The sequence below is a fragment of the Klebsiella sp. F11 genome, from assembly GCF_056712265.1.
In genome coordinates this window covers 36,282-54,011 of sequence record NZ_CM160060.1, presented here as the reverse complement: position 1 = coordinate 54,011, position 17,730 = coordinate 36,282, and the positions used below count along the sequence as shown (strand labels likewise).

Genomic DNA, 17,730 nt, shown 5'->3' with positions numbered 1-17,730 from the left:
CTCCGTTATGGATGTAAGTTTAGTGTCCGGTTTATTCGACTACATCACCTGCGAACCGCCGTTATCAGAGGTGAGTTTACCGTCGCTGAGATAATCAGAAAGATGACGCAGAACCGTGGTCTCATGAATAAGCTGAGACTGCGCAATCATGGCAGGAGACCAGCCCTGAGCAGAAAGCAGCACGCAGCGTATCCGGTCGCAGACACGGCGGTCACGACTCTGCCGGTGCTGGGCCTCAAGGGCGGCAATCTGTGCGGAGGTCAGTTTTACGTTCATGGCCTGAGCATGATCCTCAGCACCGACGAAATCAAGCAATTTCAATGATCACGGGTACAGTACATATAAAGTTGTGTGCCGGTCGTGAATACCATCGGAACGGCAAAGCGGTGACGGTCGCCCTGTAAGGGCGCTACTATTCAACGCTCGACCGTGATGCCTGTCGCAATCTTCTCTATGATTTTACCAAACTCCACCTGTTGATCTTTTCTTTTCGTAATGGTGATAGTTCTGTCAACGCCGGCCGATGTTATCTGTAATTTAAACGATTGAGGTTTATCCTTTATAAGCGTAACGTCGCTAAGCGGGACGATATAAGTATCGGCATACACCGCCGGCGTGATAATTAGCTTATCTTGTGCTAGACCAATCATAATACGTTTTTCTAAGCGAAACGCATTGATCAGTGTCACTAGTCCGGCGGCGACAACCACCCAAGCGGTATTGATGCCAAGCAGGCCGATAACGATACCGAGGACTATGCACGCAATGCCGGATAATGTGAATTTTTTTAAATTAAATCCAAGTCTGATGTCGAGAGGTCGGTGGAGATCAATGACAAATGGGGTCAGCCCCTGGTTGTAACGCCATTCATAGCTGAATAAGTATCCAATATAAAAGATCATGCTCCATGGCAGCATGAGGACAGTAGTTATGAAAGCGAACGCACGGCCTGTTTTCGGAGCTTTAGATAAAAGAAACAGGCTGATAATCTGCATAACGATTGATATTGAGAATATAATAATAAATATTGAAGTAAACTTAGCGGGTAGGGGCTCTTCGTAATTTATTACTAATTCATCCTGAGATAAATAAAGTGAAATGAGCGCTATCGATGCGATATTGACTGCCAAGCCAGTCCAGACAAGTTTGCTTATTTTTACCATGTTAAATTCCATTTGGTTAAGATTGATTGTTTAGCCGACCTTTATTTTTTCTTAGAGCCTATCCCAGTAGGTAATAGATACTCGTTCCAACTGGTGTTCTGGCTGCGGGCAGATCACCGGATTACATTGACTGGAGCATTAGAAATTACTATTTTAAGCCCCGTTTTTATTGCCTATTGAGATAGGCTCATTAATAATGAAGTTAATGAGCTACCAGTTTCAGACTAGCACAATAAGCGAGGCTTTGTTAATGGAATGGTCGCCCCCTACATCTTGTGCCACAGTGGGACGATAAATCGCCACTACTTGAGCGGAGCGGCCATCATGAACGTTAAAACTATCGGCATCGATTTGGCAAAAGAGGTTTTCCAGGTCCACGGAATTGACGAACACGGCAAGCGGTTGTTCAACAAGCAACTCAAACGAGCAAAAATGCTTTCCTTTTTTGCCAACATCCCTCCATGTTTGATCGGCATGGAAGCCTGTGCTTCTGCCCACTTTTGGGCCGGAAAACTAGGCTGTGTCCCTTAATCTCCTGAGCTATAGTAACTGTCTGTTTACACAACACATTGAACTATGGCTCGCTACGACCTCCCCGATGAAGCATGGGCTCTCATCCAGCCACTATTACCTGCTGAACCAGCAATACCAAGGGCCGGACGTCCATGGGCAGAACATCGTATGATCATCAACGGCATGTTCTGGGTGCTGTGTTCAGGCGCACCCTGGCGCGATTTGCCTGAGCGATATGGTTCATGGAAGACCGTTTACAACCGTTTTAACCGCTGGTCTAAGTCAGGAGTGATTAACATTATTTTCAATAAGTTACTATCGTCTCTTGACGCCTATGGCCTTGTTGACTGGTCAGCTTATCTGGTCAATTTAAACAGGACACTTTTTTCTCAGCCATCTGTTCATATCGCACTGGCGATAAATACCCATTCGAAGCATGGTTTCTGTCAAGATTGTAATAACGCATATAGTCTGCAACATCACGTTTCATACCTGCCCGCGTCTGCTGCGGGATCAACAGCACCCATTCATGTTTCAAACTGCCCCAAAAACGCTCCATTACCGCGTTATCCCAGCAGGCGCCAACATCTCCCATGCTGCTTCTGAGTCCGTAACTGGTTAACTGCGTTTGGAAGCGCTTGCTGGTATACTGCGCTCCACGATCGGTATGGACGACCAGCCCTGTCGGTGGATTGCGCAGGTTGTAAGCCTGCATGAGAGCCCGGCAAACCAGCGACGATGTCATTCTCTTGTCAATGTGCCAACCGACGATCCGGCGGGAATATAAATCCATGATCGCAGCCAGGTACAACCAGCCTTCACCCGTTTTCAGATACGTAATATCACTCACCCATATCTGGTCCGGTCCGGGAGGATTGAAGTTCTGATTCAACAGATTTGGTGCAAAATCAGCCCCTTTCTTCGGTTTCGTTGTGACCTTCCAGGCACGGCGTTGCCGGCAGAGAAGTCCCTCTTCGCTCATGATTTTTCTAACGCACCAACGACTTATGGTGACGCCTTCTTCACGGAGCTTTTTAACCAGCGTTCGGCTCCCGGCATTTTCCCGACTGGCAGAGAATAACGCCTTGAGCATCACCCTGACTGCGGTATCTTTCGGCGGGCAGGCTATCGGCTTTTTTCGCCAGGCATACCATGCGGACGGGCTAATGCGCATCACGCGACAAAGCGTCCGTAGCCTGTAATTACCTGCGTTATCGAGGATAAACTGGTATCTCACGACATGTGCTTCGCAAAGAAGGCGCTCGCCTTTTTTAATATTTCCTTCTCAATGCGTAACTCTTTGTTTTCTAGACGTAGCCTTCGGAGTTCAGCTTGTTCATCTTCACTAAGCGGACTTTCATGGCGCTGGCGCGCGGCGGCGACCCAACTGCGCAATGTTTTGGCGCTGATCCCCAAAGAAGTTGCGGCACGCGCAATGGAGTAATTTTGCGTCAGCACCAGGGCCACCGTTTCCTTCTTAAATTCTGGCGTAAACTTTCGCTTCTGATTCACTAAACACCTCCATTTTGGATGTAAGTTTAGTGTCCTGATTATTCGACCACAGCAATCATGAGCGTCAGTTGCTCGATCTGACTTACGCACAAATGAGCCCCTCAGATCAGTATGCAACCAGACAACTCAGAGATGACCATCGGATATGGTTAAAATCCTTACCTGCCACGCTCCGGATTGACCAGGATGTACTCCTGGTACATGGCACTCCTGATGACGACATGACGTACTTTCTTGAAACCGTAACGCCTGACGGTCTGAGAGAGGCAACACCTGAGGAAATTATTCAACGTGCGGGAACATCAGATGCGAAAGTCATCCTGTGCGGTCATACCCATTTGCCGCGTAAAGTCAGTCAGAATAATGGCGGTATTATCGTCAATCGCGGGAGTGTTGGCCTGCCAGCATATGCTGATGAGCATCCTTATCCTCACGTCATAGAAAATGGCACGCCGCATGCCAGATATGCAATACTTGCTGTGGTCGAATAATCAGGACACTAAACTTACATCCAAAATGGAGGTGTTTAGTGAATCAGAAGCGAAAGTTTACGCCAGAATTTAAGAAGGAAACGGTGGCCCTGGTGCTGACGCAAAATTACTCCATTGCGCGTGCCGCAACTTCTTTGGGGATCAGCGCCAAAACATTGCGCAGTTGGGTCGCCGCCGCGCGCCAGCGCCATGAAAGTCCGCTTAGTGAAGATGAACAAGCTGAACTCCGAAGGCTACGTCTAGAAAACAAAGAGTTACGCATTGAGAAGGAAATATTAAAAAAGGCGAGCGCCTTCTTTGCGAAGCACATGTCGTGAGATACCAGTTTATCCTCGATAACGCAGGTAATTACAGGCTACGGACGCTTTGTCGCGTGATGCGCATTAGCCCGTCCGCATGGTATGCTTGGCGAAAAAAGCCGATAGCCTGCCCGCCGAAAGATACCGCAGTCAGGGTGATGCTCAAGGCGTTATTCTCTGCCAGTCGGGAAAGTGCCGGGAGCCGAACGCTGGTTAAAAAGCTCCGTGAAGAAGGCGTCACCATAAGTCGTTGGCGCGTTAGAAAAATCATGAGCGAAGAGGGACTTCTCTGCCGGCAACGCCGTGCCTGGAAGGTCACAACGAAACCGAAGAAAGGGGCTGATTTTGCACCAAATCTGTTGAATCAGAACTTCAATCCTCCCGGACCGGACCAGATATGGGTGAGTGATATTACGTATCTGAAAACGGGTGAAGGCTGGTTGTACCTGGCTGCGATCATGGATTTATATTCCCGCCGGATCGTCGGTTGGCACATTGACAAGAGAATGACATCGTCGCTGGTTTGCCGGGCTCTCATGCAGGCTTACAACCTGCGCAATCCACCGACAGGGCTGGTCGTCCATACCGATCGTGGAGCGCAGTATACCAGCAAGCGCTTCCAAACGCAGTTAACCAGTTACGGACTCAGAAGCAGCATGGGAGATGTTGGCGCCTGCTGGGATAACGCGGTAATGGAGCGTTTTTGGGGCAGTTTGAAACATGAATGGGTGCTGTTGATCCCGCAGCAGACGCGGGCAGGTATGAAACGTGATGTTGCAGACTATATGCGTTATTACAATCTTGACAGAAACCATGCTTCGAATGGGTATTTATCGCCAGTGCGATATGAACAGATGGCTGAGAAAAAAGTGTCCTGTTTAACTTGACCAGATCAACTGACGAAAACAGAGAATACATGGGACGTAGAATTCATCACCCTTGAATATGACTGGGGTTTCGCATCTCAGGCGGCAGCCTCTCATGGCCGGGGAGACTGGGCAAAATGCATCCTTACAGGGTGTTGTTAAAACAAATGTCAAATTATCCAGGGGAATTAAACTGTTTTTTTATCCTGAAGTAAGTAGCGCGTGAAATGCCCGTTTTTTCCTGAACGGCCTTCAAGGAAAGCCCCTTTTTCATGAGAGCAAAAGCCAATGTAGTTGCCGGATGCGGCTTCCTGCCAAATCTGACACCCGATGCCATTGCCGCCATCCGTCCGTCATTGGTTCGCTCCAGAATGCGCTCGCGCTCAGCTTCTGCCACAGCTGCCAGGATCTGAATCACCATTTTCCCCATTGTACCTTCTGTACTGAGGCCGTTTTCCAGAAACCGGATGGCGATCCCTTTCTTATAGCAGGTGTCAACGATATGGATCATATCAGCTGTATTGCGTCCGAGACGGTCCATTTTGGTACAGATAATGATGTCATCTTTCTCGGCACTGTTGCAAAAATCTGCTGGTGATAAACTCATCTTCACCTTTTTGCTGACGGAGCAGCACATGAACCCATTCAAAGGCCGGCATTTTCAGCGCGACATCATCCTGTGGGCGGTACGCTGGTACTGTAAATACGGCATCAGTTATCGTGAACTGCAGGAGATGCTGGCCGAACGCGGAGTCAACGTTGATCATTCCACGATTTACCGCTGGGTTCAGCGTTATGCACCTGAAATAGAAAAACGGTTGCGCTGGTACTGGCGTAACCCTTCCGAGCGGAACCCGTGGCACATTGACGAAACGTACGTGAAGGTGAATGGCCGGTGGGCTTATCTTTACAGGGCCGTCGACAGCAGGGGGCACACCGTCGATTTTTATCTCTCCCCGCGTCGTAACAGCAAAGCTGCATACCGGTTCCTGGGTAAAATCCTCAACAACGTGAAGAAGTGGCAGATCCCGCGATTTATCAACACGGATAAGGCGCCCACCTACGGCCGTGCGCTTGGCCTGCTCAAACGCGAAGGCCGGTGTCCGTCAGACGTTGAACACCGACAGATTAAGTACCGCAATAACGTCATTGAATGCGATCACGGCAAGCTGAAAAGGATAATCGGTGCCACGCTGGGATTTAAATCCATGAAGACGGCTTACGCCACAATAAAGGGTATTGAAGTGATGCGGGCACTACGCAAGGGACAGGCCTCATCATTTTATTATGGAGATCCCCTGGGCGAGATGCGCCTGGTGAGCAGAGCATTTGAAATATAAGGCCTTTCAATAAAACTACAGGCTACCTTATCGCGAACTTTGCAACAGTGCCAAAAAATGTTCGTTTTCGATTATCTCCGGACATCGACATCAGAGCAGGATGCTGGTCGTGCAAAAAATGCACTGAAAGCATTTTCAAATCAGTATCGCCACCGTAATTGCTGGCTGGTATATTGATAATGTCTCTGGCACGACAATTCACATCCCCCCGGAATAACCGTCCAGGTTCGCCAGAATACACAAACAAAGCCAAAAAAAACCCTCAGATGTCTTGATCTGCATCTTTAATGAAAAGGAATATATGCCTTTGATAATCCGCATTAGCTTATCAGTACTTGCCGCCGCACTCCTTTTCATAGAGCCTGTCCATGCCTCTAATCATGATAACGACTGTGGATCAGGAGCAGAGCAAATATTGAAAGCACTGTATCCCCGAGCTGAAAAAACGAGATCTAATTATACCGTTGGTAGCGCGTCTGTAACGATTTCCGCTGACCACCATCTTGGCGACCCCTATACGATGATCTGCCGACAATGGCCGGCTTATCCCAGGTTTCTGCTTGTCGCTTTGCCGTTACTGAAAGAACAAGGCGAACACCGCGCGGTTGGCGATATCGAAGTCGCAGTGCTGAACCATGACAACTTTAAGCCTGTCGCGCGCCTCCGTCTCGTGAACATACTTGATGAGGACGCCATTAGTCTGAACCAGCTTGATTTGGACACAGCAGCTTATCGGTTGTTTGATGATCGCCTGGCCTTTGGCCTTCGCATATCGAGAGAGGGCTCCTCCCGTGCAAATCCGTTCTATCAGACTGGACTATGGTTGTTCGATATGAGTGGTTCTTCACTTCGGCCTGTCCTTGAACGTCTGGAAGTAAACAAAGACACCGGTGAATGGGATGGCATCTGCGATGGGCATTTCGAAGACATAAGCCGCACACTCGTCATTGACAAGGAAAAAAATAATGGGGCTGCCAATCTCATGGTCACGACCCGAACGGAAAAAACTGGGGCTTTTACAAACAAGGAGGGTCAGTGCGACTCAATTGATAATGGTAAAGATATCAGCCGTAGTCTCCTGCGATATGACGGCCATCGTTATATCGTTCCCGAGGGAATGCAGTCACTAAGGTAATCTGTCTGTCAGAGCAGACAGGTAAACGATTTGGCCGCCTCCGGCGCTGTACCGGGAACAGCAGCAGACAGTAACCGGACGCCTCAAAGCGGGGCCAGTATCAGCACTGTTGCCCGCTAATCCGTCATCTCACGGTAAACCATTATGCGCCTATGTGATGGCACAGTACGCCCGGAGAGACCAGAACAGCAGGGAAGGGGACCGGCCCCGTTACAGCCCCTGAAGCTGTCAGCTTGATGATGTTCAATGATACCTCACAGAATATGTCCGAAATCGGTCGGTTTCGTACACCCTCTGCAAAATATGTACGAAAGTAAGTGTAATTCGTTTCGTACATGCATTATGATTCGTACATCTATTTCGTACAGAAAATTACGCCATGTCACGAGTATTTGCTTACTGCCGGGTGTCCACGCTGGAGCAGACCACGGAAAACCAGCGCCGGGAAATTGAAGCCGCCGGTTTTGCCGTCAGACCTCAGCGACTGGTCGAAGAACATATCAGCGGTTGGGTGACCGCCAGCGAACGCCCCGGTTTTGCCAGACTACTTGACCGTATGGAAAATGGCGACGTGCTGATTGTCACCAAACTTGACCGTCTGGGACGCAATGCGATGGACGTACGAAAGACCGTGGAACAACTGGCAAAGTCAGACATTCGGGTTCACTGCCTGGCGCTGGGCGGTGTTGATCTTACCAGCTCGGCGGGGAAAATGACCATGCAGGTGATTTCGGCGGTGGCCGAATTCGAACGTGACTTGCTTCTTGAACGTACTCATTCTGGTATTGCCAGGGCAAAGGCAGCAGGAAAACGCTTCGGGCGTCCACCTGCATTGAATGAGGAACAACGGCAGGCGGTGATCATCCGTCTGAAAGCCGGAGACAGCATCAGTGCTGTTGCCCGTCAGTTCAGTACGACGTGGCAAACTATTCACAGAATAAAGGCGGCAAGTTCATCCTGTTAATCCGGGATGATTTTATAGCTTGAAGGGGCAAATAACAGGCCCAGGTGTTTCATACAGCCAGCCTCAGGAGGAGCTTCATGGCACCGTTAACAAAAAAACAAACCGCACAGCTTTCAGAGATGAGTCATGACGTGCTGGTCAATATTATCTATGACCTGATACAGGATAATAAGCAGGCCAGGGCCACACTGGTGAATGGGTATCTGCTATCGGCAGCTGAGGTACTTAAAGCCGTCGAGAAGGAGTATGCCAGAAGAGCCAAAAGCAAACGTTTTTATGATTACTATGATGCCGATGCCTTTTTTGACGAGCTGACACGCAGTATAGCGAACCCCCTTGTGGGTATCGCCCACGAGCTCCCCGAGCAAGCGGAAAGTCTGAGCGTAAAAATGATGCTTGAGTTCGAAAAATTCACAGGGAACGTGGACACTTCCAGCGGAAGCTGGATGAGTTACTATACCATTCTGTTGGATGCGTGGATGAAATCACTGGAAGCACAAAAAAACAACGATCCAGTATCCATCGCTAAAAAAATATTCACCGTTGTTGAAAGAGAATTCTATTTTGGAATTGAGATATTTAAAAAATACCGGACATTACTCGGCACGGATATTTTACGTGTAATCCGTGATATGTATTATCAAAAAAAATCCCCCCGGGAAGCTCTTGGTCTCAGTATGATAATAAAAGACCTCGATTTTCTGACAATGGCGTTTAAAAACGATGAGTTTTGCCATTCCACCCATTATTTTGATTATGTCAGATTACTTATGGAAGATCTGCGGTCCGATGATGCCCTCGCTGTATTAAACAGCCAGCGGGCTGACGATGAGGAGATCACGGATAACATTATATGGAATGAACTCTTCATTCAGGCCCTGATTGAAGAAGGGAGAAAAGAGGAAGCCAAAGCCCACTGTATTACAGCATTCACTTTTCAATGTGATACCCGTTTTTATCATCTGTACACAAAAGTCGGTGAAAAAAATGTCGATCACAGACCTGCATTCCTGAAAATAGCAAAAGATACAGGCTTAGCGCCGTATGTCTGTTTTGCGTCAGACATCGAACGGTATGATTTAATCGACGCCTGTATTATGGCCATGCAAAAAAACAACCTCACCGACTCGCTGGCTTATATCACCCATTCATTTTTACGGACATTATCCAGCACCCTGTACAAACACGGCTATGCGCATACGGCGACCTTGTTGCGTCGCTTTTTGGTGGAGGACAACATTCAGCAATCAAAAAGCAAGTATTACAGCTATGCCGCCTCAGACATGAAAAAAGCCATCGATTACGGCGAAGGTCTGGAAGATTGCCCTCAGCTTCCGGAAACAAAGGACTACCTCAGAACGCTCTATGAACAACATAAACGTAAAACCGCACTCTGGCCGTTGATGGCAGATAAAATCAAAGGATTATCAGTAGGAAAGGACGGTATCCGTTATAGCGGAGATGTCTCATGACATCACAGGAACTGTATGACCACGCGGTGTCACTACTGGCAAGGCGGGATTACGCATCCGGTGAGTTGGCCCGGACACTGAGTAAGATGACGGAAAACAGAGAAAATATCGACAAGGCGTTGTCGAGGCTGGTTGAGTGTGGTTATCTGGATGATAACCGACTGATAACGCACATGATTGATAAACATGTTCGAAAAAAATATGGCCCGTCCAGAATCAAACAGGAGATCAGGCAAAAAGGTTTTTCTCCGGAGTTGGTCGAGCAGATGCTGGAGAAAGTGGATGTGGACTGGTATGCCATGGCAAGGGAACTGAAAGTCAGTAAATTTGGTGATGCGGTGGCATCAGAAGCCAAAGAAAAAAACAAACAGATCCGCTACCTCCAGTACAAGGGGTTTTCGATGGACATGATATTTGAGGCGTTAAGCTGATCATGGTTTGCTGTCGGAGCTCCATCCCAGACAAATGTTGTCATATTGTAGCTTCGCTCCCATTACCCCAATGGAACGAAATCACCCGTTAAGCTTGAAAAGCTTAACGTAGGATAATTTCCGAATTCCAGACGGACCCCATAAACCCCAGTTCTTCAGTGGAACGAAAACTCACGCTAACAGGGTAGTGACCGGGTAGCTGCGCTAACCGCTAACAAAATTAGCCTATAGGTTAATTTTATCTTGACCGTAATTAGCCTGTAGGTTAATATTGATAGGAATGGGAGGTCACATGTTTAGCGTTGTTTATCACCCGGAAGCCAGGGAAGAAGCCACAACATTACCCGTAAAAATCAGGGTGAAGTTTGACCGTCTCATCGGCAAACTGGAGTATGACGCCCGATTACTGCGGGAGCCGGACACGAAGCCCCTGGGCGATGGACTTTTTGAGATCCGCACGATGGGAACGGACATAGCCAGGGGTATCTGGGTATACCACAAAGGCAATACCATCATCATGCTCCGGGTTTTCATCAAGAAGTCACAGAAAACGCCAGCAAAAGAAATCGATCTCGCCAAAAAGCGGTTAGCGGAGGTACTTAATGAAACTGGTAAGCCATAAAGAACTGCATAACGAGTGGATGCAGGACGATGAATATCGCGCTGCATGGCAGGAAGAAGAACGCAAGGAGAAGCTCAGAGAGCTACTTGCGGAATGGCGTAAACATGACAACCTGACAAAAGCGCAGGTTGCTGAACGCATGGGGGTTACACCTCCGGTTATTTCCCGTCTGGAAAACAACATCACCAAAGCCAGCATCGACACACTGACCCGCTACGCTCATGCCTGCGGCATCAAGAAACCTGTCATTGCCCTGTACTGAATAACCAGCCCTCAGGGACTGATGTGGTCGAATAAACCGGACACTAAACTTACATCCATAACGGAGGTGTTTAGTGATGAAAAAGAGAACATTTACCCCAGAGTTTAAAAAGGAAGCCGTGGCCCTGGTCAGTGAGCAGGGTTATACCATCGCCAAAGCCGCAGCGTCGCTGGGGATCAGCGACAGAACATAGCACGCCTTTGGCGTGCGTTCGATAAACGCCAGCCCCGCCAACTCCTGGATCTGACTTCGCGGCACGCCGCTGGCATAGGCGTAATCGAACTGTTCCAGCGTTTTTATCACCGGCAGACCTGATAACCGCAAAATAGTCTGCCGACGCCGTTCGTTCAGGCCATCATGCTGAAGCTGCAAAACCGCTTCCAGGAAGTCGGCATGGGTGCCGTCGTTGTCGATGGTCGTCTGTGCCACACCTGGCCACTCTGCCGGCAGCCGGTCGAGCTTGAGTTGTTCGCAGAGCGCAGTAATACGATCATGTTGAAGGTTCACGCCTGCGCCTCCAGCAAAGCCTGGTACGTTGCCAAAGGATGTTGCAGGCTCTCGGTGGGCACCGGACGCGGGTTGACCGTCGGGACTGGAGCGGGCAGTGCCAACGTCACCTTCGGTAACGGTAGTAGTGCTGCCCGTTCACGTGGCATGCGCTGTTCAGGCGGTACACCAGTGGTGCCATGAACTCGCATGTTCGCAACGGTGAGCAGCCACTCGCCAATGCGTGCGTTGGCGGCGGGTACATCCAGTACCAGCCCGGCCTGGCGGAAGGTCGCGGTAAGGGGCACAACAAAGCTGTTCTTGAGGTAATGGTTAAATCGCTCAACCTTGCCCTTGGTTCTGGCGCGATAGGGGCGGCAGACCTTGGGGGTAAAGGCATACTTCTCTGCGACATGCATTAACTGCGGGTTCCATCGATGCTTGCCGGGGCCGTAGACATCGCGCTCAATGATGATAGTCCTGGCGTTGTCGAACAACAGCTGATGCGGCGTCCCGCCGAAGAACCTGAGCGCAGACTCAATGCCATCACACCAGGCTGCGGAATCCTGGTTGGAGTAGAACTTGACGAAAGTCGCGCGGCTCCAGCCCAGCGTGGCGACGAAGGCCAGCAGTGGGTTATGGCCGAGTCTGATGATGGTGAAATCAACCTGCATCTGAAAGCCAGGTGCATATTCCGACCCAAACCGACCATTGATTCCGATTTAATCCGATCGCACTTTCCGATTTAATTCGACCACGAATTCCGATTTGTTCCGGCCAGATTTGGTCATCCGTCGGAATCCGTGATCCTGGCTCCGGAATCCGCGATCGGATTGTCGGAATCGGTGATCCCGGCGCGTGTCAAGGTAGTTGTCGCCTCAGTTAATTCATGCAGCCAGGGTTTCCCGCTCCGGATTTAGCCACACCTCATCCTGTCGGCTCCAGTTGCGCGTTGGCCCAGACCAGCGATGCGGGGTCTGCATTTTTGCTGCTTCATACACCGATTTCCGTTGTGCAAGCAGAGCATGATCTTCACCCCTGTGCCGCTGGCCTGGCGTGACGTAGCGGATGCCGCTGTGCCGGTGTTCTTCGTTGTACCAGCCGACGAAGTTTTCCACCCAGGCGCGCGCATCTTCCAGCGTCGCGAAGCCCTTATCCGGCCATGCCGGCACGTATTTCAGCGTCCTGAACAGTGACTCTACATGTGCGTTGTCATTGCTCACCCGCGGCCGGCTGTGCGACGGCGTGATCTTTAGTTCTGCAAGCTTCACCTGCAGCACCTGCGACTTCATTGGCGCACCGTTATCTGCATGCAGCACCAGCGGCTCCTGCCAGCAACTCTCGCTCAGCACCGTCCGTTTCAACAGCTCTGCCGCATACTCACCGCTTTCAACCAGGTACACTTCGTAACCCACGATTTTACGGCTGAATACATCTTCTATCAGGTACAGGTAGAACCAGTGGCCCGCCGTCTGCGACTTCAGCCAGGTGATGTCCCATGACCACACCTGTCTGGGGGCTGTCGCCTTCCAGGTCGACAGTGGTTTGCTCTGCGGGGCCTTCTGCCGGCCACGGTGCGTGGTTTCTCCCGCCCGCCGCAGCACCCGGTAGAACGTTGATTCACTGGCGATATAGCGGTTCTCATCAGCCAGCACCGGAACGATTTGCGATGGCGGCAGGCTGGCGAACCGGGGTTCATGGCAGATGGCCAGCACCTGCTTTTCCTCTTCAGCACTGAGCTTGTTTTTCGGGGCTGGCCGTGGCGTCGAGGTTCGCCGATCGTCCGGTATCTGCTGCCAGCGTTGCAGGGTCCGCTCGCTCAGCCCAACGCAGCGAGAGGCTTCACTCAGTCGGGCCCCGCCAGCGACGGCTTCCTGCACTATCGTCATCAACCGTAGCCTGCCGGCAGTGCGCGTCATTCGACCTCGTTTTCTTCGTCGAACAACGCCTTCAGCTTTTTTTCCAGGAGCAACAGCGCTGCAGCTTCGGCAAGCGCTTTATCCTTACGGGCAATTTCACGGTTAAGTTGTTGGTTTTCTTTTCTTAATCGTTTTATTTCGGCTTTTTCTTCTCGCTGACCGGGTTGCATTAACTCGTCCTTCCACTGCTGAATTTTCTCAGGATACAGGCCCTTACGGCGACAGTATTCAGCTACAGCATGGGCAGAAAGCGGGGCCGTTTCAACCAGTACAGCAAAACGCGCTTCCTGAGACCACTCACTGGGAGGTGTTTTCTGTCCGGATACCGGCAGAGTGGAAATACCCGCCTCTGAGCGCCAGTGGTAAAGCGTTTTTATTGGGATCTCCTCCTGGCGTGATAACTGGCTGACTGGTTGATTATGCGGTGGAAGCATTCTGGCGATCACAGCCGCTTTACGCTCAGGTGAATAGATTTTCATTGTCGTCTCCGGCCCCCCCGATTTTTTTCACTCAGAGGCGACAACTACCCTGAAATGGGGGGTGCTGAAGGGGGTCAATAACGCCAGCAGCGCCTGACATGTCTCATCATTACGGGGGCCGAACGTATAAGCCAGAACGCCCCCTGTTTTGGTGTTGTAGGCATACCAGAGCCAGTGCTGCCGGGCTTTACTGCCGACAAAGCCCCATTGCTCATCGAGTTCACAGATAAGAGCCACATCTGCATGGGCAACCGGAGAGGATGTTATTCGCTTCGGCGCGAGTTTTTTAAAGTGCGGATGACGGTGTTAATGCCGATTTTTAGCGTTCTTGCCGTATCCCGGACACCGGCACCGTTGAAGGCCATTTCGGTAATTTTCTCTTTGACACCCGGCTTACGGGCTTCATAGGTATAGGTGAGTAAAAACACGCGGTGGCAGTCACGACAGCGAAATCTGTCACGGCCTTTAGGGTTCTGACCATGGCGATAAACCTGAGCAGACTGACAACGGGGACAATGAACGTTAACGCTGGCCATGAGAAAACCTCAAAAGCGGGCATTATACATCATTCAACTAATTAGAGGCATTACCAACGTGGGCATACCACATCAATCTTTGCCATCATAAATCCAGAAAGCAAAGCATACTACAACACTAAATTTGAGTCATGACCACTTCAAGTAGGTGTACAACGAATTTTTCAACAAGTTGGTAAGAAGGCTGATGTTGAGGTTGATTTAAAAACCTCTCACGATTTTATTTAAGTAGACATACTTGCTATTGACACAAGAAGTGTAGATGTCTGCTTTTCGCGTGAAGCGGACAGTATGGTATATGATTGACCCAGACTGAGTGGACACGCCTCTAAGAGAGCGCTTGTCGTTCATATGCCATAGAGCTGATATAACCCAGGGTTGAAAATGACAGTACATATATCCGCATACGGGCGTCTGGTCGCCGATCCGAATACCAGAACAACAGGCAAGGGAACAAATATGGCAATGGCACGGCTGGCGGTATCGCTACCATGCAATGCTGCTGAGGACGGACAGGCTACTTTCTGGCTGGGCGTTCTCGCATTTGGTAAGCAGGCTGATGCTCTGGCGCGACATGTCAAAGGCGACTTTGTTAGCGTGTCGGGCAACATGCAGCTTAATCAGTGGACCGGGCAGGATGGCACGACACAGCAGGGGTACCAGGTAATCGCTGACAGCGTGATCAGCGCAAAGACGGTGAGACCGAGCGGCAGGAGGATGTCTGTTTCAGATAATGACGCAGAGAAACCGTCATCTACCACCGCGCCGGAATGGGAAATATATAACACGCAGGAAGACTTTGATCAGCGCCCTCAACATGATGATTTTTGATATGCGCTCCACGAAATGATGACCAGCTATTTGGCGGATTGAAGCCTATGGCGTACCTTTTGATATCTCAGTTTTAACATACTAAGAACCTTCCGGACATGTATGTGAACAGCGAAAGGACCTAAAATGGACGCAGATAGCTTTAACGGCTTAATCCTCTACTTTTCTTTGAACGGTACAGGATTGGTTTTTTTTTGCATCGCTATCGGGCACTTACTGTTCAAGAGAACCATCGCAATTCCTGCTGCTTTGATTGTCAGCGCTCTCAATGTATGTGGTGGATACTGGCTTATTAACAGCTCAAAGCATTGGGGAGTATGGATCGATTATAGCTCGGCATTCTGGATTATATTGAGTATCGCGCTATTCTGGATTTTAACAAAAATACTCGTTCAGAAACCCTCTGAGTAGCTCCCTTCATATCGTTCATGGTTAGGAATCTATGGTCACTCCCGTTTTTGGGTAATGCCTTCAATCGATAGAAAACCATGATATGCTACTGGTATTTAGGGCTTTCTATGGCTACCGTTACTGTTCATTGTCCTCGTTGCCATTCCGATTCTGTTTATCGCCATGGGCACAGCTGTTCCGGGCACGAGCGCTTTCGTTGCCGGTCATGTCGCCGCGTTTTTCAGCTGGCTTATACCTATGAAGCCAGAAAACCCGGTGTAAAAGAACAGATAGTTGAACTAGCACACAACGGTGCCGGCGTCCGCGATACCGCCAGAGTTCTTAAGGTCGGTATCAATACCGTCATACGGACATTAAAAAGCTCTCGCCGTCCCGGATAACCGCTTCTCCTGTCGCTCATGCCGATGTGGCACTCATCTGCGAGCTTGATGAGCAGTGGGGCTTTGTTGGCAGTAAAGCCCGGCAGCACTGGCTCTGGTATGCTTACAATACCAAAACGGGTGGCGTACTGGCTTATACTTTCGGCCCACGTACCGATGAGACATGTCGGGAACTGTTGGCCCTGTTGACGCCCTTTAGCATCGGCATGATTACCAGCGATAACTGGGGCAGTTATGCCAGAGAGGTGCCGAAGGAGATACATCTGACTGGTAAAATTTTCACACAGCGCATTGAGCGAAACAATCTGACGCTGCGAACCCGTATCAAGCGGCTGGCACGCAAAACAATATGTTTTTCACGTTCCATCGAATTGCACGAAAAGGTCATCGGTGCCTTCATCGAAAAGTACATGTTTGCTGTGGTCGAATAATCAGGACACTAAACTTACATCCAAAATGGAGGTGTTTAGTGAATCAGAAGCGAAAGTTTACGCCAGAATTTAAGAAGGAAACGGTGGCCCTGGTGCTGACGCAAAATTACTCCATTGCGCGTGCCGCAACTTCTTTGGGGATCAGCGCCAAAACATTGCGCAGTTGGGTCGCCGCCGCGCGCCAGCGCCATGAAAGTCCGCTTAGTGAAGATGAACAAGCTGAACTCCGAAGGCTACGTCTAGAAAACAAAGAGTTACGCATTGAGAAGGAAATATTAAAAAAGGCGAGCGCCTTCTTTGCGAAGCACATGTCGTGAGATACCAGTTTATCCTCGATAACGCAGGTAATTACAGGCTACGGACGCTTTGTCGCGTGATGCGCATTAGCCCGTCCGCATGGTATGCCTGGCGAAAAAAGCCGATAGCCTGCCCGTCGAAAGATACCGCAGTCAGGGTGATGCTCAAGGCGTTATTCTCTGCCAGTCGGGAAAGTGCCGGGAGCCGAACGCTGGTTAAAAAGCTCCGTGAAGAAGGCGTCACCATAAGTCGTTGGCGCGTTAGAAAAATCATGAGCGAAGAGGGACTTCTCTGCCGGCAACGCCGTGCCTGGAAGGTCACAACGAAACCGAAGAAAGGGGCTGATTTTGCACCAAATCTGTTGAATCAGAACTTCAATCCTCCCGGACCGGACCAGATATGGGTGAGTGATATTACGTATCTGAAAACGGGTGAAGGCTGGTTGTACCTGGCTGCGATCATGGATTTATATTCCCGCCGGATCGTCGGTTGGCACATTGACAAGAGAATGACATCGTCGCTGGTTTGCCGGGCTCTCATGCAGGCTTACAACCTGCGCAATCCACCGACAGGGCTGGTCGTCCATACCGATCGTGGAGCGCAGTATACCAGCAAGCGCTTCCAAACGCAGTTAACCAGTTACGGACTCAGAAGCAGCATGGGAGATGTTGGCGCCTGCTGGGATAACGCGGTAATGGAGCGTTTTTGGGGCAGTTTGAAACATGAATGGGTGCTGTTGATCCCGCAGCAGACGCGGGCAGGTATGAAACGTGATGTTGCAGACTATATGCGTTATTACAATCTTGACAGAAACCATGCTTCGAATGGGTATTTATCGCCAGTGCGATATGAACAGATGGCTGAGAAAAAAGTGTCCTGTTTAACTTGAC

General features: G+C 49.9%; 20 protein-coding genes and 5 pseudogenes. 17 read left to right on the top strand and 8 right to left on the bottom strand.

From position 1 onward, the window contains the following. Nucleotides 1–39 precede the first annotated feature (39 nt). Nucleotides 40–321 (bottom strand): helix-turn-helix domain-containing protein, encoded by a 282-nt coding sequence (locus AC1M2H_RS00305; protein WP_480149882.1) that lies wholly within the window; start codon nt 319–321, stop codon nt 40–42. 95 nt (nt 322–416) lie between these two features. Further along, a complete protein-coding gene (locus tag AC1M2H_RS00300; RefSeq protein WP_480149881.1) occupies nt 417–1,163 on the bottom strand; it encodes a hypothetical protein in 747 nt (248 codons plus the stop codon). Between the two features lie 324 nt (nt 1,164–1,487). Between AC1M2H_RS00300 and AC1M2H_RS00295 the strand changes: the two are divergent. Further along, a pseudogene (locus tag AC1M2H_RS00295) lies at nt 1,488–1,679 on the top strand (IS110 family transposase); the annotation flags it as partial. Nucleotides 1,680–1,739: 60 nt separating this feature from the next. Beyond that, a pseudogene (locus tag AC1M2H_RS00290) lies at nt 1,740–2,033 on the top strand (IS5 family transposase); the annotation flags it as partial. A 7-nt stretch (nt 2,034–2,040) separates the two neighbouring features. Here AC1M2H_RS00290 and AC1M2H_RS00285 read toward each other — a convergent pair. Continuing rightward, nucleotides 2,041–3,227, bottom strand: a protein-coding gene (locus tag AC1M2H_RS00285; protein WP_480152056.1) for an IS3 family transposase whose coding sequence is annotated in 2 segments (ribosomal slippage) — nt 2,041–2,951 and nt 2,951–3,227 — 1,188 coding nt in all. Because the reading frame shifts where the segments join, the coding sequence is not laid out codon by codon here. A gap of 182 nt (nt 3,228–3,409) precedes the next feature. On the opposite strand from AC1M2H_RS00285, the gene AC1M2H_RS00280 reads away from it, so the two are divergent. Continuing rightward, nucleotides 3,410–3,679: a hypothetical protein gene (locus tag AC1M2H_RS00280; protein WP_480149880.1), complete on the top strand. Its 270-nt coding sequence runs from the start codon at nt 3,410–3,412 to the stop codon at nt 3,677–3,679. Further along, nucleotides 3,679–4,865 (top strand): IS3 family transposase gene (locus AC1M2H_RS00275; RefSeq protein ID WP_480151836.1). Its coding sequence is split into 2 segments (ribosomal slippage): nt 3,679–3,955 and nt 3,955–4,865, totalling 1,188 coding nucleotides; the frame shifts between segments, so codons are not numbered across the junction. The genes AC1M2H_RS00280 and AC1M2H_RS00275 overlap by 1 nt, the downstream gene beginning before the upstream one ends. Before the next feature lie 154 nt (nt 4,866–5,019). Here AC1M2H_RS00275 and AC1M2H_RS00270 read toward each other — a convergent pair. Then, complete coding sequence (locus AC1M2H_RS00270; protein WP_480149879.1) at nt 5,020–5,451, bottom strand: recombinase family protein; 432 nt, start codon at nt 5,449–5,451, stop codon at nt 5,020–5,022. A gap of 28 nt (nt 5,452–5,479) precedes the next feature. On the opposite strand from AC1M2H_RS00270, the gene AC1M2H_RS00265 reads away from it, so the two are divergent. The 9 genes and pseudogenes from AC1M2H_RS00265 (at nt 5,480) to AC1M2H_RS00225 (ending at nt 11,263) form a co-directional block, all read left to right on the top strand. Further along, nucleotides 5,480–6,184: an IS6 family transposase gene (locus tag AC1M2H_RS00265; RefSeq protein ID WP_480152055.1), complete on the top strand. Its 705-nt coding sequence runs from the start codon at nt 5,480–5,482 to the stop codon at nt 6,182–6,184. 57 nt (nt 6,185–6,241) lie between these two features. Beyond that, nucleotides 6,242–6,392 (top strand): annotated as a pseudogene (locus AC1M2H_RS00260) (recombinase family protein); the annotation flags it as partial. A 93-nt stretch (nt 6,393–6,485) separates the two neighbouring features. Next, nucleotides 6,486–7,319 (top strand): PA3715 family protein, encoded by an 834-nt coding sequence (locus tag AC1M2H_RS00255; protein WP_480152305.1) that lies wholly within the window; start codon nt 6,486–6,488, stop codon nt 7,317–7,319. Nucleotides 7,320–7,698: 379 nt separating this feature from the next. Beyond that, nucleotides 7,699–8,283 carry a recombinase family protein gene (locus AC1M2H_RS00250; RefSeq protein ID WP_480149877.1) on the top strand — a complete coding sequence of 195 codons (585 nt, stop codon included), beginning with the start codon at nt 7,699–7,701 and terminating at the stop codon, nt 8,281–8,283. Between the two features lie 77 nt (nt 8,284–8,360). After that, complete coding sequence (locus AC1M2H_RS00245) at nt 8,361–9,755, top strand: DUF6880 family protein (protein WP_480149876.1); 1,395 nt, start codon at nt 8,361–8,363, stop codon at nt 9,753–9,755. After that, a complete protein-coding gene (locus tag AC1M2H_RS00240; protein WP_480149875.1) occupies nt 9,752–10,186 on the top strand; it encodes a regulatory protein RecX in 435 nt (144 codons plus the stop codon). The genes AC1M2H_RS00245 and AC1M2H_RS00240 overlap by 4 nt, the downstream gene beginning before the upstream one ends. Before the next feature lie 292 nt (nt 10,187–10,478). After that, the gene (locus AC1M2H_RS00235; protein WP_480149874.1) at nt 10,479–10,808 is read left to right on the top strand and encodes a type II toxin-antitoxin system RelE/ParE family toxin; all 330 of its coding nucleotides are present in this window, start codon (nt 10,479–10,481) and stop codon (nt 10,806–10,808) included. Further along, nucleotides 10,789–11,070, top strand: a complete 282-nt coding sequence (locus AC1M2H_RS00230; protein ID WP_000780222.1) for a helix-turn-helix domain-containing protein — start codon at nt 10,789–10,791, stop codon at nt 11,068–11,070. The genes AC1M2H_RS00235 and AC1M2H_RS00230 overlap by 20 nt, the downstream gene beginning before the upstream one ends. Before the next feature lie 76 nt (nt 11,071–11,146). Then, nucleotides 11,147–11,263 (top strand): transposase, encoded by a 117-nt coding sequence (locus tag AC1M2H_RS00225; protein WP_480149873.1) that lies wholly within the window; start codon nt 11,147–11,149, stop codon nt 11,261–11,263. Here AC1M2H_RS00225 and AC1M2H_RS00220 read toward each other — a convergent pair. The 4 genes and pseudogenes from AC1M2H_RS00220 to AC1M2H_RS00205 form a co-directional block, all read right to left on the bottom strand. Continuing rightward, the gene (locus AC1M2H_RS00220) at nt 11,212–11,577 is read right to left on the bottom strand and encodes an ATP-binding protein (RefSeq protein ID WP_480149872.1); all 366 of its coding nucleotides are present in this window, start codon (nt 11,575–11,577) and stop codon (nt 11,212–11,214) included. The genes AC1M2H_RS00225 and AC1M2H_RS00220 overlap by 52 nt on opposite strands. Then, a pseudogene (istA, locus tag AC1M2H_RS00215) lies at nt 11,574–12,251 on the bottom strand (IS21 family transposase); the annotation flags it as partial. The pseudogene istA and the gene AC1M2H_RS00220, both read right to left, overlap by 4 nt. Before the next feature lie 192 nt (nt 12,252–12,443). Next, nucleotides 12,444–13,954 (bottom strand): IS3 family transposase gene (locus tag AC1M2H_RS00210; protein WP_480149871.1). Its coding sequence is split into 2 segments (ribosomal slippage): nt 12,444–13,519 and nt 13,519–13,954, totalling 1,512 coding nucleotides; the frame shifts between segments, so codons are not numbered across the junction. Between the two features lie 63 nt (nt 13,955–14,017). Beyond that, nucleotides 14,018–14,490, bottom strand: a pseudogene (locus AC1M2H_RS00205) (IS1 family transposase); the annotation flags it as partial. A gap of 384 nt (nt 14,491–14,874) precedes the next feature. Here AC1M2H_RS00205 and AC1M2H_RS00200 point away from each other — a divergent pair. The 4 genes from AC1M2H_RS00200 (at nt 14,875) to AC1M2H_RS00185 (ending at nt 17,729) form a co-directional block, all read left to right on the top strand. After that, nucleotides 14,875–15,321: a single-stranded DNA-binding protein gene (locus tag AC1M2H_RS00200; protein ID WP_480149870.1), complete on the top strand. Its 447-nt coding sequence runs from the start codon at nt 14,875–14,877 to the stop codon at nt 15,319–15,321. Between the two features lie 126 nt (nt 15,322–15,447). Next, nucleotides 15,448–15,732: a hypothetical protein gene (locus AC1M2H_RS00195; RefSeq protein WP_480149869.1), complete on the top strand. Its 285-nt coding sequence runs from the start codon at nt 15,448–15,450 to the stop codon at nt 15,730–15,732. Between the two features lie 107 nt (nt 15,733–15,839). Then, nucleotides 15,840–16,543, top strand: a protein-coding gene (locus tag AC1M2H_RS00190) for an IS1 family transposase (protein ID WP_480149868.1) whose coding sequence is annotated in 2 segments (ribosomal slippage) — nt 15,840–16,086 and nt 16,086–16,543 — 705 coding nt in all. Because the reading frame shifts where the segments join, the coding sequence is not laid out codon by codon here. After that, a protein-coding gene (locus AC1M2H_RS00185) for an IS3 family transposase (protein WP_480151852.1) occupies nt 16,543–17,729 on the top strand; the annotation gives its coding sequence in 2 pieces (ribosomal slippage) (nt 16,543–16,819 and nt 16,819–17,729; 1,188 coding nt in all). The genes AC1M2H_RS00190 and AC1M2H_RS00185 overlap by 1 nt, the downstream gene beginning before the upstream one ends. Nucleotide 17,730 lies beyond the last annotated feature (1 nt).